The organism is Plantactinospora sp. B24E8, assembly GCF_039871735.1.
GTDB lineage: Bacteria > Actinomycetota > Actinomycetes > Mycobacteriales > Micromonosporaceae > Plantactinospora.
In genome coordinates, this window is record NZ_JBDPMH010000001.1 from 1 (window position 1) to 12,672 (window position 12,672).

Annotated in this window: 9 protein-coding genes, 1 pseudogene and 1 riboswitch; of the genes and pseudogenes, 2 read left to right on the plus strand and 8 right to left on the minus strand. The window is 71.8% G+C overall.

Going from position 1 to position 12,672, the window contains the following annotated elements; all coding sequences use genetic code 11:
* Positions 1 to 123 precede the first annotated feature (123 nt).
* The gene (locus tag ABGB21_RS00005; RefSeq protein WP_347675843.1) at positions 124 to 1,095 is read right to left on the minus strand and encodes an NlpC/P60 family protein; all 972 of its coding nucleotides are present in this window, start codon (positions 1,093 to 1,095) and stop codon (positions 124 to 126) included.
* An 86-nt stretch (positions 1,096 to 1,181) separates the two neighbouring features.
* Positions 1,182 to 1,331: riboswitch (cyclic di-AMP (ydaO/yuaA leader) on the minus strand.
* 267 nt (positions 1,332 to 1,598) lie between these two features.
* Between ABGB21_RS00005 and ABGB21_RS00010 the strand changes: the two genes are divergently transcribed.
* On the plus strand, positions 1,599 to 3,650 hold the full coding sequence (locus tag ABGB21_RS00010; protein ID WP_347675845.1) for an N-acetylmuramoyl-L-alanine amidase: 2,052 nt from the start codon (positions 1,599 to 1,601) through the stop codon (positions 3,648 to 3,650).
* Positions 3,651 to 3,656: 6 nt separating this feature from the next.
* Here the strand turns inward: ABGB21_RS00010 and ABGB21_RS00015 are convergent, their stop codons facing one another.
* From ABGB21_RS00015 to ABGB21_RS00025, 3 genes are all read right to left on the minus strand, one after another.
* On the minus strand, positions 3,657 to 4,745 hold the full coding sequence (locus ABGB21_RS00015) for a hemolysin family protein (protein WP_347675847.1): 1,089 nt from the start codon (positions 4,743 to 4,745) through the stop codon (positions 3,657 to 3,659).
* Complete coding sequence (locus ABGB21_RS00020; RefSeq protein WP_347656202.1) at positions 4,742 to 6,169, minus strand: hemolysin family protein; 1,428 nt, start codon at positions 6,167 to 6,169, stop codon at positions 4,742 to 4,744. Before ABGB21_RS00020 ends, ABGB21_RS00015 begins: the two co-directional genes overlap by 4 nt.
* Before the next feature lie 172 nt (positions 6,170 to 6,341).
* Complete coding sequence (locus ABGB21_RS00025; RefSeq protein WP_347675849.1) at positions 6,342 to 7,112, minus strand: hypothetical protein; 771 nt, start codon at positions 7,110 to 7,112, stop codon at positions 6,342 to 6,344.
* Between the two features lie 221 nt (positions 7,113 to 7,333).
* Here ABGB21_RS00025 and ABGB21_RS00030 point away from each other — a divergent pair.
* A pseudogene (locus tag ABGB21_RS00030) lies at positions 7,334 to 7,966 on the plus strand (DedA family protein); the annotation flags it as partial.
* Positions 7,967 to 8,042: 76 nt separating this feature from the next.
* Here the strand turns inward: ABGB21_RS00030 and ABGB21_RS00035 are convergent.
* From ABGB21_RS00035 to ABGB21_RS00050, 4 genes are all read right to left on the minus strand, one after another.
* Positions 8,043 to 8,687: a response regulator transcription factor gene (locus ABGB21_RS00035; RefSeq protein WP_347656102.1), complete on the minus strand. Its 645-nt coding sequence runs from the start codon at positions 8,685 to 8,687 to the stop codon at positions 8,043 to 8,045.
* The gene (locus ABGB21_RS00040; protein ID WP_347675851.1) at positions 8,678 to 9,829 is read right to left on the minus strand and encodes a sensor histidine kinase; all 1,152 of its coding nucleotides are present in this window, start codon (positions 9,827 to 9,829) and stop codon (positions 8,678 to 8,680) included. The genes ABGB21_RS00035 and ABGB21_RS00040 overlap by 10 nt, the downstream gene beginning before the upstream one ends.
* A gap of 13 nt (positions 9,830 to 9,842) precedes the next feature.
* Positions 9,843 to 12,083 (minus strand): (Fe-S)-binding protein, encoded by a 2,241-nt coding sequence (locus ABGB21_RS00045; RefSeq protein ID WP_347675853.1) that lies wholly within the window; start codon positions 12,081 to 12,083, stop codon positions 9,843 to 9,845.
* Between the two features lie 216 nt (positions 12,084 to 12,299).
* Entirely contained in the window at positions 12,300 to 12,563 is a 264-nt protein-coding gene (locus ABGB21_RS00050) for a cell division protein CrgA (RefSeq protein WP_347656107.1), read from the minus strand.
* Between the last annotated feature and the right edge of the window lie 109 nt (positions 12,564 to 12,672).

Below are 12,672 nucleotides of genomic sequence, written 5' to 3' on the forward strand. Positions count from 1 at the left end.
CCGTACGCGACTTCGCAAGAGACTCCAGCAGTTCCCGCTGGCCGGGTTCGAGCACCAGTGGTGCGGCAGCACGTGTCACGTCTCGAGTCTACTCCAATGACTAGCTATTTACGAGACAGAACACTAGTATCTCGGGCGACCGAAGCCGGCAAGGCTGCCGACCGAGTCCATCCGCGCCATCTTGACCGGCTCACCGGCCGTGGAGGCGTGCACGATCCAGCCGTCGCCGACGTACATCCCGACGTGGCTGATCGGGGAGAAGTAGAAGACCAGGTCTCCGGGCTTCAGTTGGGAGCGGCTGACCCGGCTGGTGACGCTGTACTGCCGGGCGGCGTTGTGTGGCAGGGAGACGCCGGCCTGGGCCCACGACCGCAGGGTCAACCCGGAGCAGTCGTACGAGCCCGGTCCCTCGGCACCCCAGACGTACGGCTTGCCGATCTGGGCGCAGGCGTACTTGACCGCCGTACCCATGTCGCCGCCGGGGTAGGTCGCCGGACAGGGCGCGGGCCGCAGCGGGCCGCCGGCACCCCTGCCGTACGCCTCGATCCGCATCCGCTGCAGCTTGTCGATCTCGGAGTCGATCTGCTTCTTCTTCTTCGCCTGCTCGGCCTCGGTCTTGGTCAGCTCGGCGACCAGGGCGTCCAGCGGCGCCTTCTGCTCGGCCAACCGGTTCTTGAGGTCGATGACCGCCTGCACCTCGCGCTGCTCGCGGCGGGCGAACTGGTCGAGTACCGAGAGCTGGCCGATGAGCGTGCTCGGGGTCTTGTTGCTGAGCACGGCGTTCATCATCGAGGCGCGGTCACCCTTGTACGCCTCGACGGCGAACTCGCTGACCCGGTTCATCGCCGCGTCGATCTGCTTCTGCAGCGGGGCGATCTTGTCCTGCAGCTTCTTGGCCTGCTTCTTCTTCTTCGCCAGGTCCTCACGGGTGGCGTTGTGCTTTTCGATCAGCGGTTCGAGTTCGCGCCAGTTCTTGTCGATCTGGCTCTCGATCTCGGAGACCGACGGCTCGGCGACGGCGGGCGTCATGCCGACGAACAGCACGGCGACGCTGGCGATCGCGGCGAGTGTGGTGGTGAGGATGGACCGTCGCAAGCGGGTCTTCGTCGTCGGGGCGCCGGCCGGGGCCGGGCGCGGGGACGACGGCCGCGGGGCGGGGGCTGCCACCGGGGTCCGTACTCCTTCTTCCTCAAGTCCGCCTACCGGGTTAGCTGACGGGTTCGGGCGGGAAGAGATTCGCCCTACCGCTGACGCGCGGATTCACCCCATGGTGCCCGGGTCCCCGGTTCGTGTGAGTCGTTGATGTGTCGACGATTCGGCGGTGTCGAGACGTGGTCGCCGGACTGGCGGCCTGCCACCGCCTCGACGGTCCCCAACATTAGAGAAGCCTGTTATCCAAACGCAACCCGTGAAAGCAGCTAATTCGCACCGCATCGGCCCGGTCGCGGATTGTGCGGGGGGACGATCGACAATTCACCACGTCGTTACACAGCCGTGAAAGTTTCCTACAGGGCGACAAGCGCAGGTGGCAGCTATTGACGGCCACGGTGTCCCGGGTGGATGGTGATCATCAGCCATCCCCGGTGACAGGAGGTCCCATGCTCCGGACACGAAGGCCGCTGACCAGGAGAATCGCGATCGGCACCGCCGTACTCGGCGCCGCGGCGCTGGTCCCGGTCGGCGCCACCCCGGCGGCGGGCGCACCGCCCACACCCGGCCGACAACAGGAGTACGCCGCCGCGGCGGCCGAGTTCGGCGTACCGGAGAGCGTGCTGCTCGCCGTCTCCTATCTGGAATCCCGCTGGGACAGCAACGCCGGCACCCCGAGCACCAGTGGCGGCTACGGCCCGATGCACCTCACCGACCACCGCCACGTCCGCTCACTCGGCGGCGCCGAACCCGAGCATGGCGAGGACCGGCGCGGCGATCCCGCCCGACCGGGCCCGGTCACCGGCCAGGCCGCCCCCGACGCCACGAGCCGGCCGACGGTCCCCGGCCAACCCAGCCCGGCCACCGCCACGGCCCCGGACGACCCCAGCGCGGACAGCCCGGGCTCCCAGACCCTGGACACCGCAGCCGGGCTCACCGGCGCCACCGAGACCGCCCTGCGCACCGACCCGGCGGCGAACATCCGGGGCGGGGCGGCACTGCTCGCAACGTACCAGCGGGACCTGGCCGGGCCGACGGGGCGGGCCAGCGACCCGGCGGCCTGGTACGGCGCGGTGGCCCGGTACGCCGGCAGCGACCAGGCGGACGCCGCCGCGGCCTTCGCCGACGAGGTGTACCGGACCATCGTCGAGGGCGCCGCCCGGACCACCGACGACGGCCACCGGATCAGCCTCGCCGCCCACCCCGGCCTCGTCCCGCAGCGCTCCCGGCTGGACCGGCTCGGCCTCCGGACGCCGCCGACCCCGGCGACCGGGGCGGGGGCGGAGTGCCCACGCGACATCTCCTGCGAGTGGATCCCGGCGCCCTACGAGGCGTTCGGCGACGGCGACTACGGCAACCACGACCTCTCCGACCGGCCGGCCCGGCAGAAGATCGAGTACATCGTCATCCACGACACCGAGGAGACGTACGACAACACGCTCCGGCTGGTGCAGGACCCGACGTACGTGAGCTGGCACTACACCCTCCGTTCCGCCGACGGGCACATCGCGCAGCACGTCCGGGCGAAGGACGTCGCCTGGCACGCCGGCAACTGGTACGTCAACGCCAAGTCGATCGGCCTCGAACACGAGGGCTTCGCCGCCCAGGGCACCTGGTACACCGAGGCGATGTACCGGACCTCGGCCAAACTGGTCCGCCACCTCGCCGCCCGGTACGACATCCCGCTCGACCGGCAGCACATCATCGGCCACGACAACGTGCCAGGGGTGCTGCCCGGCAACGTCGCCGGCATGCACTGGGACCCGGGACCGTACTGGGACTGGTCGCACTACTTCGACCTGCTCCGGGCGCCGTTCTCCCGTACCGGCGGCCCGCGCACCGGCCTGGTCACCATCGACCCGGACGTGCGCACCAACCGGCCGGCCTTCACCGGCTGCGAGACCGCCGGCACGCCGTGCGCACCACACGGCTCCTCGGCGGTGGTCCTGCACAGCGCCCCGTCCGCCGACGCCCCGCTGGTCAACGACGTCGGGCTGCGGCCGGACGGCACCCCGAACACGATGCACATCGCCGACCACGGCGCCCGGGTCTCGGCCGGGCAGACGTACGCGGTCGCCGGCCGGCAGGGCGACTGGACGGCGATCTGGTACCTCGGACAGCGGGCCTGGTTCCACAACCCGGCCTCGAAGCCGACCGTGAAGTGGGCGACCGGCCTGGTCGCCACCCCGAAGCCGGGTCGCGCGACGATCCCGGTGTACGGGCGCGCGTACCCGGAGGCCGCCGCCTACCCGGCCGGGGTACCGGTGCAGGCGGTCACCCCGCTGCAGTACACCCTCGCCGCCGGTCAGCGCTACGCGGTCGGTGACGTGCTTCCCGGCGAGTACTACCGGGCCACCACCTTCGACGGCTCGTCCCCGGGTGACTGGACGGTGATTCGGGGCGACACCCGGTACGTCCAGATCCAGTTCGGCCACCGGATCATGTACGTCGACGCGGACGACGTACTGCTGCTGCCGTCCCCGGTCGGCGCGCCGCGCTGAACCCGGTCAGGTCGGGGTCGCCCGGTGCGACTCCGACCGGCCGGTCCGGTCGTCCCGCCGACCCGGCCGACCGCTCTGCTCCGGATCGGTCGGCGCGTCGACGACCGCGGTCAGCACGTCGTCGAGGGTGACCACGCCGAGCGGTACCCGGCCGTCGCTGACCAGCACCATGTGCCGGCGTTCCCGACGCATCGACAACAGCAGGTCGGCCAGGGTCCGGTCCGGGGGCACCGGGGCCAGTGGCCGGATCAGGTCGGCCGGCACCGGGGCCCGGCGCGCCGGGCCGGCGTACCCGAGAACGTCCTTCACGTGCACGAAGCCGAGCACCCGTCGGCCGGCCCGGGCGACCACCGGGAACCGGGACCGGCCGGTCCGGGTGGCCAGCACCTCCAGGGCGGCCGGCGAGACGTCCTCGGCGACCGTGGTGACCTCGGCCCACGGCCGCAACGCGTCGGCGGCGGTACGCCGGTGCAACGCCAGCGCCCCGGTGATCCGGGCGTGCTCCTCCGAGCCGAGCAGTCCCTCGGTACGCGCCTGCGAGACCAGCCCGGCGAGTTCCTCGGCGGTGAAGACGGTCTTCACCGCGTCGGCCGCCTCGATCCGCCACAACCGCAGGATCCGCGCCGAGATCCACTTCATCGCCAGCAGCAGTGGTTTGGTCGCCACGCAGAACGCCAGCATCGCCGGGCCGAGCCAGAGCGCCGACGGCTCCGGGCCGGCCAGGGTGATGTTCTTCGGCACCATCTCGCCGACCACGGTGTGCAGGAAGACGACCGCCGCGAGGGCGAGCACGAACGCGACCGGGTGCACCGCACCGTCCGGCATCCCGAGCGTGTGGAACGGCTCCTCCAGCAGGTGGGCGAGGGCCGGCTCGGCGATCGCGCCGAGGCCGAGCGAGCAGATGGTGATGCCGAGTTGGGCGCCGGCGATCATCAGCGGGATCTGGTTCATCGCCGACAGCGCCCAGCGGGCCCGCTTGGACCGGGTCGCGAGCGGCTCGATCACGGTACGTCTGGACGCGATCAGGGCGAACTCGCTGCCCACGAAGAAGGCGTTGCCGAGCAGCAGCAGCGCGGTGACCAGCAGATTGATCATCGCTGGTCCGGATCCTCCGGGCGGACCACCCGGACCTGCTCGATCCGGTGCCGTTCCACCTCGACGACGGTGAACTCGTACCCGGCCTCGGTCACCGTCTCCCCGGCGACCGGGATGTGGCCGAGCCGGGCCAGCAGGAAGCCGGCCAGGGTCTCGTACGGGCCGTCGGGCAGCCGGAATCCGCTCCGTTCGGCAAGCTCGTCGGCGCGCAGCACGCCGTCGAGCAGAGCCGTCCGGTCACCCCCCGGGGCGGTCAGCTCGACACCGGCGGCAGCGGCCGGCCCCGGAGCCGACCCGGCGACCGCGCCGGTCCCGCCGACGCCCGTACCACCGCCGGCGGCGGGCTGCTTCTGCCTCGGCACGGCGACCGGGTCGACGGCGTCGAACTCGTCGGCGATCTCTCCGACCAGTTCCTCCACCAGGTCCTCGACGGTGACCACCCCGTCGGTGCCGCCGTACTCGTCGACCACGATCGCCAGGTCGGCACCGGCCGCCCGGAGTGCGGCGAGCACCCCGTCGAGATCGAGGCTCTCCGGCACGTACACCGGTTCCCGGGCGATGCTGGCCACCGTCGTGCTCGCCCGCCGCGCCGGCGGTACGCCCAGCGCGTCGACCACCCCGGCCACCCCGGTCACCAGGTCGAGGGTCTCCTCGTAGACCGGGAACCGGCTCCGGCCGGACCGCCGGGCCAGGCCGAGCAGTTCGGCCACCGGGGCGGTGGCGCGCAGCGCGATCACGTCGACCCGGGGCGTCATCGCCTCGGCGGCCCGCTTGTCGCCGAACCGGATCGTCCGCTGTAACAGCATCGCGGTCTCCCGGGGCAGGGCGCCGGCCTGCGCCGAGATCGCCGCCAGCAGTCCCAGCTCCTCCGGCGACCGGGCGCTGGCCAACTCCTCCTGAGGCTCGACCCCGAGCCGGCGGACCAGCCAGTTCGCCGAGTTGTTCAGTCCACGGATCAGCCAGCCGAAGGTCCGGGAGAAGGCCCGCATCGGCCCGGCGGTGGCCAGCGCCGCCGGCATCGGCCGGGCGAGGGCCGCGTTCTTGGGCACCAGCTCGCCGAAGAGCATCGAGAGCAGGGTGGCCAGGGCCAGCGCCAGCAGCGGGGTCACCCGGTCGGTGTGTTCCCCGACGAGCGGCCGCAGCGCCGGGGCGAAGAGCTTGGCCAGCGCCGGCTCGGCGAGATAGCCGGTGAGCAGGGCGGTGATGGTGATACCGAGCTGCGCACCGGAGAGCTGGAAGGAGAGTTCCCGCAACGCGCGGTGGACCGTACGGGCCCGTCGGTCACCGTCGGCCACCCGGCGGTCCAGTTCCGCCCGGTCCACCGTGACCAACGCGAACTCGGCCGCGACAAAAAAGGCGTTTCCGCCGGTCAACAGGGCGAAGCCGAGCAGCGGTAGCAGCGTGGTCAGGAGTAGGGCGTCGATGGTCGGTTCACCTCTGCCGGAATTGCGGCCCGCCCGCGGTCACCAGCACACTACCGGCCCGCCCGGCTGGTCACCGCCCCGGTCACCGCCCCGGTCACCGCCCCGGTCACCGCCCCGGTCACCGCCCCGGTCAGCGTCCCGGTCGTCCCCGGTCAACGTCCATCGGCGCCGGTCAGCGCCGGTAGCAACGCCAACCGTGGGCGTCCCCCGGATCCGGGTTGTCCGGGAACGCGCCGTCGCCGTACGCGTCCCGGCAGGCGAGGTCCAGATCAACCCTTCGGGACGACAGCAGGAACCGGTCGCACTCCCAGCCGCCGTCGCCGCGGGGATCCGCCCAGCTCGCACCCCCGACGTGCCGGTCGCAGTACTGGTCGATCATCCGGGACAGCCCGCTCTGGTCGTCCGGACCGAGCAGCACCGGCGATGGTGGCGGGGCCGGGACCGCCGGCGGGGGCGGCCCGGCGGGGGCGCTGGTCGTACCGCCGGGGGTCGGGGTCGACGCGCCGCCCGCCCCGGACGGCCGGCTCGGGCTGGCCGACGGAGTGGCTGTCGCCCGGTCGTCCGGCTCGGTCGGAGTCGGGGACGGGGTACCGCTGGGCACCGCCCCGCTCGGCGTTTCCACCGGTACGACCGTCGGCGGCGGCAGCGACGGTGCTGGCGGCGGCTCGTTCCGACTTCCGTTCACCGGTACGCCGACCTGCGGTTCAGGCTCTCCCCAGATCAGCGGACGGACCGGGGTCGGCCCGAACGACACGGCGGCGGCCAGCACCACGACGCCGAGGCCGACCATCGAGAGCAGTCGGATCCGACCCCCGCCCCGCTCCCGGGTCACCGCGGCGCGCCGACCCGACCCGGCGGCCTGTCCCGCCGATCCCTGGGCGCGTCCCACCCGGTGCCGCCCCGTCGTATCCGCCTCCGTCGCGCCCGGTGCGTTAGCCGTCACCCGCCGCCAGCCTCCTCACAGTCCCGGGCCGTTCGTTCCCGTGGCCCCCGGTCGACGCCGGCCATCGGCCGCCGTCAGCACGTCCAACATCAACCTGTACGGCGGGACGCCGACTGCGGTTCACCACGCTGCGTGACCGCGGCCTCCGGAACGGCGTCGGGTGGCGATCCCCAGGTTTTGATCAGGTGCCGACGACTAGCGTCGAATTCGTGATCAGTCTCCTGGATTCGCCCGCTGACGAACCCACACCCCTGACCGGAATCGCCGGCTGGGCCACCGACCTGATGGATACGCTCGGTGCACCCGGAGCGGGTCTGGCGGTCGCGCTGGAGAACCTCTTCCCGCCGCTGCCGAGCGAGATCATCTTGCCACTCGCCGGTTTCGCCGCAAGTCGGGGCGAGATGAGCCTCGCCTCGGCGATCTTCTGGACCACCCTCGGTTCGGTGGTCGGCGCGGTCGCGCTCTACTACATCGGCGCACTGCTCGGCCGCGACCGGACCCGCGCCCTGGTCGCCCGGCTGCCGCTGGTCAAGCTCAGTGACGTCGACCGGACCGAGGCGTGGTTCGTCCGGCACGGCAAGGGCACGGTCTTCTTCGGCCGGATGATCCCGATCTTCCGTAGCCTGATCTCGATTCCGGCCGGAATCGAACGGATGCCGCTCGGCACGTTCCTGATCTGCACCGCGCTGGGCAGCCTGATCTGGAACTCCGTCTTCGTGTTCGCCGGGTACCTGCTCGGCGAGAACTGGCACGTGGTCGAGGGGTACGCCGGAATCCTGCAGAACGTGGTCATCGTGGCGGTGGTCCTCGGCATCGCCTGGTTCGTGATCTCCCGGTTGACCCGGCGCAACCGCCCGCCCCGGGGCCAGCACCGGGGCTGACCGGACCGACTGGTACGGCAGCCGGCCGGGACGACATCCCGGCCGGCTCTCAACTGCCCAGGTAGCGCAGTACGGCGAGCACCCGCCTGCTGTACGCGGTCGTCCGGGACAGGTCGAGTTTGTCGAAGATCGCGTTGACGTGTTTCTCCACCGCGCTCTGCGAGACGTGCAGCTGCTCGGCGATGCCGGCGTTCGTGTGCCCCTGCGCCATGTGGTCGAGAACCATCCGCTCGCGGGCGGTGAGCCGGCTCAGCGGGTCGGTGTGGCTGGTCCGGGCCAACAGTTGACGTACCACCTCCGGGTCGAAGGCGGCCCCGCCGGAACCGACCCGGAGCAGCGCGTCCAGGAACTCGCCGACCTGGGCCACCCGGTCCTTCAGCAGGTAGCCGACCCCGCCACCGGTGTCGGTCAGCAGTTCCACGGCGTAACGCTTCTCGACGTACTGGGACAGGACCAGGACCCCGACGGCGGGCCAGCGGCGGCGCAGCTCCAGCGCGGCGCGCAGCCCCTCGTCGGTGTGGGTCGGCGGCATCCGTACGTCGACCACCGCCACCTCCGGCGGGTCCACCGCGACCGCCGCGAGCAGCTCGTCTGCGTCCCCGACCGCAGCCGTGACCTGGTGCCCCTCCTCGGCCAGCAGCCGGACCAGGCCCTCCCGGAGCAGGATCGAGTCCTCGGCCAGGATCACCCGCACGGCAGCTCCGCCCTGATCCGGGTCGGCCCGCCGACCGGGCTGGTCACCGCGAACCGGCCGTCCACGGCGGCGACCCGCCGGGCCAGCCCGGAGAGTCCGCCGCCGGCCGGATCGGCACCGCCGACCCCGTCGTCGGTGATCGTCACCGTCAACCAGCCCTCCCTGTCTGTGACCTCCACGTCGACCCGACCGGCCCGGGAGTGCCGGGCGGCGTTGGTCACCGCCTCGGAGACCACGAAGTACGCCGCTGTCTCCACCGTCGGCGGCGGCCGGTCGGTCAACCGGCAGTCGACCTGGACCGGTAGCCCCGCCGATTCGGCGACCCGGGCCAGCGCGTCGGCGAGTCCCAGGTTGTCCAGCGCGGTGGGATGGACCCGCCAGGCCACCTCGCGCAGCTCGTCGAGGGCCCGCGCGGACTCCTCGTGTGCCTGCCGGAGCAGCTCCGCCGCCTTCGCCGGGTCCGTGCTGCGCCGGGCTCGCCCGACAAGCAGCCCGAGCGCCACCAGCCGCTGCTGTACGCCGTCGTGCAGGTCCCGCTCGATCCGTCGCCGTTCCGCGTCCACCGCCGCGACGATCCCGGCCCGGCTGCTGGTCAGTTCGGTGATCCGCCGTTCCAGCACCTCCCGGCCGCTCGGGCCGAGAAACCGTCGGGCCAGCCGACGGTCCAGCGCGGCGGTGCCGAGCCCGCCCTGCACCACCAGGAAGAGACCGACCAGCGCGAGCGCGAACTGGCCGAGGAGCAGCGGCAGACCGCTCTGTCCGTGCAGCGCCTCCCAGACCCAGATCCCGCCGGCCAGTACGCCCCAGCCGAACAGCAGCAGCACGGCGCCGCCGAGCAGTCCGACCACCCAGCGCGCCGCGAGGTAGCGTGCCGCCCGGCGGCCGCTGTAGTCGGCGGAGTTCTCGCTGTCGAGGAAGGTGGCCAGTCGCCACCGTTCGACCTCGGCGAGGTGCCGGGCGCCGAGCTCGACCCAGCCGACGACCCGGTGCCGGGTCTGCGGCGGGCCGTCGCCCCGTGCCCCGGCCGCGATCAGCAGCACCGAGCCGAGCCCGAGCAGGTACGTCAGCTCCAACACCCCGGTCAGCACACCGAGCAGCAGGCCGGTCCCGAGCCGGAGCCAGTGTCGGAGCAGGTCGCGCACCAGCGCCCCGGTTTCAGCTGCCGGTCTCGGCCGGGACCGGATCCGACGGCTTGTCCGGGTTGGTCGGCTTGACCGAGCGGAGCAGCACCGTCGCCACGTCGACGACCTCGACCTGGTCGGTGGCGCCCTTGCCGTTGACCCCGTCGTTGAGCATCGTCGAGCAGAACGGGCAGCCGACCGCGATGGTCCGGGCACCGGTGGAGATGGCCTCCTCGACCCGGTCCACGTTGATCCGCTTGCCGATCCGCTCCTCCATCCACATCCGGGCCCCGCCCGCGCCGCAGCAGAAGGAACGTTCCTGGTTGCGCGGCATCTCGGTGATCCCGTCGGCCGCCGCGCCGTCGGCCCGGCCGTCCTCGGCGCCACCCCGGATCGCGGCACCGAGCACCTCGCGGGGCGGGGTGAAGACCCGGTTGTGCCGGCCGAGGTAGCACGGGTCGTGGTAGGTCAGGCCGCCGTCGACCGGCTGGACCGGGGTGAGCCGGCCGGTGGCGACCAGGTGGGCCAGCAGCTGGGTGTGGTGTACGACCTCGAACTCGCCGCCGAGCTGGCCGTACTCGTTGCCGAGGGTGTTGAAGCAGTGCGGGCAGGTCGCCACGATCTTGCGCCTGCTCTTCTCACGGCCCTCGAACGCCTCGTTCAGCGTCTCGACGTTCTGCTGGGCGAGCGTCTGGAAGAGGAACTCGTTGCCGATCCGCCGGGCCGGGTCGCCGGTGCAGGTCTCGCCCTCGCCGAGGATGGCGAAGCTGACCCCGGCCTCGTGCAGCAGGGAGGCCACCGCCCGGGTGGTCTTCTTGGCCCGGTCCTCGAACGCTCCGGCGCAGCCGACCCAGAACAGGTACTCGAAGTCGTCGACCTCGCCGACCCGGGGCACCTCGAAGTCGAGTCCCTTGGTCCAGTCCTCCCGGGTGTTCGGCGGGGCGCCCCACGGGTTGCCCTTGTTCTCCAGGTTGCGCAGCATCACGCCGGCCTCGGCCGGGAAGCTCGACTCGATCAGCACCTGGTAGCGGCGCATGTCGACGATGTGGTCGACGTGCTCGATGTCGACCGGGCACTGCTCGACGCAGGCCCCGCAGGTGGTGCAGGACCAGAGCACGTCCGGGTCGATGATGCCGCCGTCTCCGGCGCCGCCGATCAGCGGCCGGTTCGCCTCGGCGAGCGCGAGGACGTCGACGTGGGCGAGCTGCGCCTCGGTCGCCTTCTCCTCGCCGGCCGCGTCCTTGCCGCCGCCGGCCAGCAGGTACGGCGCCTTGGCGTACGCGTGGTCGCGCAGCGACAGCACCAGCAGTTTCGGCGACAGCGGCTTGCCGGTGTTCCAGGCCGGGCACTGTGACTGGCACCGGCCGCACTCGGTGCAGGTGGTGAAGTCGAGCAGGCCCTTCCAGGTGAACTGCTCGACGTGCGCGACCCCGAACTGGTCGGCCTCCGGGTCGGCCTCCTCGAAGTCGAGCGGCTTGCCCTGGCTCATCATCGGCCGGAGCGCGCCGAGGCCGGAGCCGGCCCGGGCCGGCTCGCGCTTGAAGAAGATGTTGAAGAAGGCGGCGAAGCGGTGCCAGGCGACGCCCATCGTGACGTTCAGGGCGATGACGATGACCCAGGTCATCGAAATGGCGATCTTGACCAGGGCGACCACGCTGGTGCCGGCGTCCCAGTCCGGCAGCAGGCCGCCGACCGCGTGGCTGACCGGGGTGGCCCAGAACGGGAACTCGAAGTGGTCGGTGGCGACCTTGAAGCCCCGGATCAGGAATCCGCAGACCAGTACGGCGAGGACCACCGCCTCGACGAAGTAGCCCTGCCACATGGTCGACCCGGTGAAGCGGGACCGCCGTTCCGGGTTGCCCGGCCGGTTCGCCAGTCGGATCGTGATCAGCACCAGGATGCCGATCAGGCCGAGTACCCCGATCAGTTCGGTGACCAGGCCGTAGACCGCCCAGGAGCCGAGCACCGGCAGGCCGCCGGTGGGGGTCACGACCTCGAAGTACGCCTCCAGGACCAGCAGGGAGAGCACCACGAAGGCGACCATCACGAACCAGTGCGCGGCGCCGACCACGCCCCAGCGCAGCATCCGGGTGTGGCCGAGCGTCTCGACCAGCATGGTGCGGGCCCGGGTGCGGCGGTCGGTGAAGCGTTCCGGGTCGGGCTGGCCCAGCCGGACCACCGCCACCATCTTCCGCACCGCACGGGTCGCCAGCCACACCGCGACCGCGGTGATCGCGGCCGCGAGGACCGTGGTGACGATCTGGACGCTGCCCATGCCTTGCCCTCCCCGTCTGCTGCCCTGACCGGTCCGCTGCCCGGACGGACGGCGCATCGACCGTCGGCAGCGATGTGTGCAGCCTACGCGGGAAGGTTACTCGCCGGTAACGTGACCGTGGTCGCAGCCGACCCCATCGTCGCCTGCGCACACCTTAGGTCGGAACCCTGCCTGCCCAAACCGGGGCACCCGCCGGCGGAGGCCGGTCGGGGAGGGTCAGCGCCAGCGGGACAGCAGCCCCAGCGAACCGACCATGGCACCGAACCCGATCGCGAGGTTCCAGTAGCGCCAGGTGGCGACCGGGTACTCCATCTCAGAAAGGTAGAAAACGACCAGCCAGCCGATACCGAAGACGATCAACGACACCGCGGTGATCGGCAGCCAGACCGGGCTAGGCTTACGCGTCGCCGCCGTGGACGTCGGTCGTACGTCGGTCGGCGGTGTGTACACCTTCTTCTTACGAACCTGCGACTTGGGCACGGCGCTCTCCTGAGGGGGTGGTGATCCTCGTCCGGCCTACAACCGGACGCAAGGGCGACGGTCCATGGCCAATAATGTTCGACAGCTAGCGTAGTCGCGAGAACCCGTT

Excerpts from the sequence above, each read along its gene's own strand:
- ABGB21_RS00010 (WP_347675845.1), top strand. The coding sequence starts at position 1,599 with ATGCTCCGGACACGAAGGCCGCTGACCAGGAGAATCGCGATCGGCACC.
- ABGB21_RS00015 (WP_347675847.1), bottom strand. The coding sequence starts at position 4,745 with ATGATCAATCTGCTGGTCACCGCGCTGCTGCTGCTCGGCAACGCCTTC.
- ABGB21_RS00045 (WP_347675853.1), bottom strand. The coding sequence starts at position 12,083 with ATGGGCAGCGTCCAGATCGTCACCACGGTCCTCGCGGCCGCGATCACC.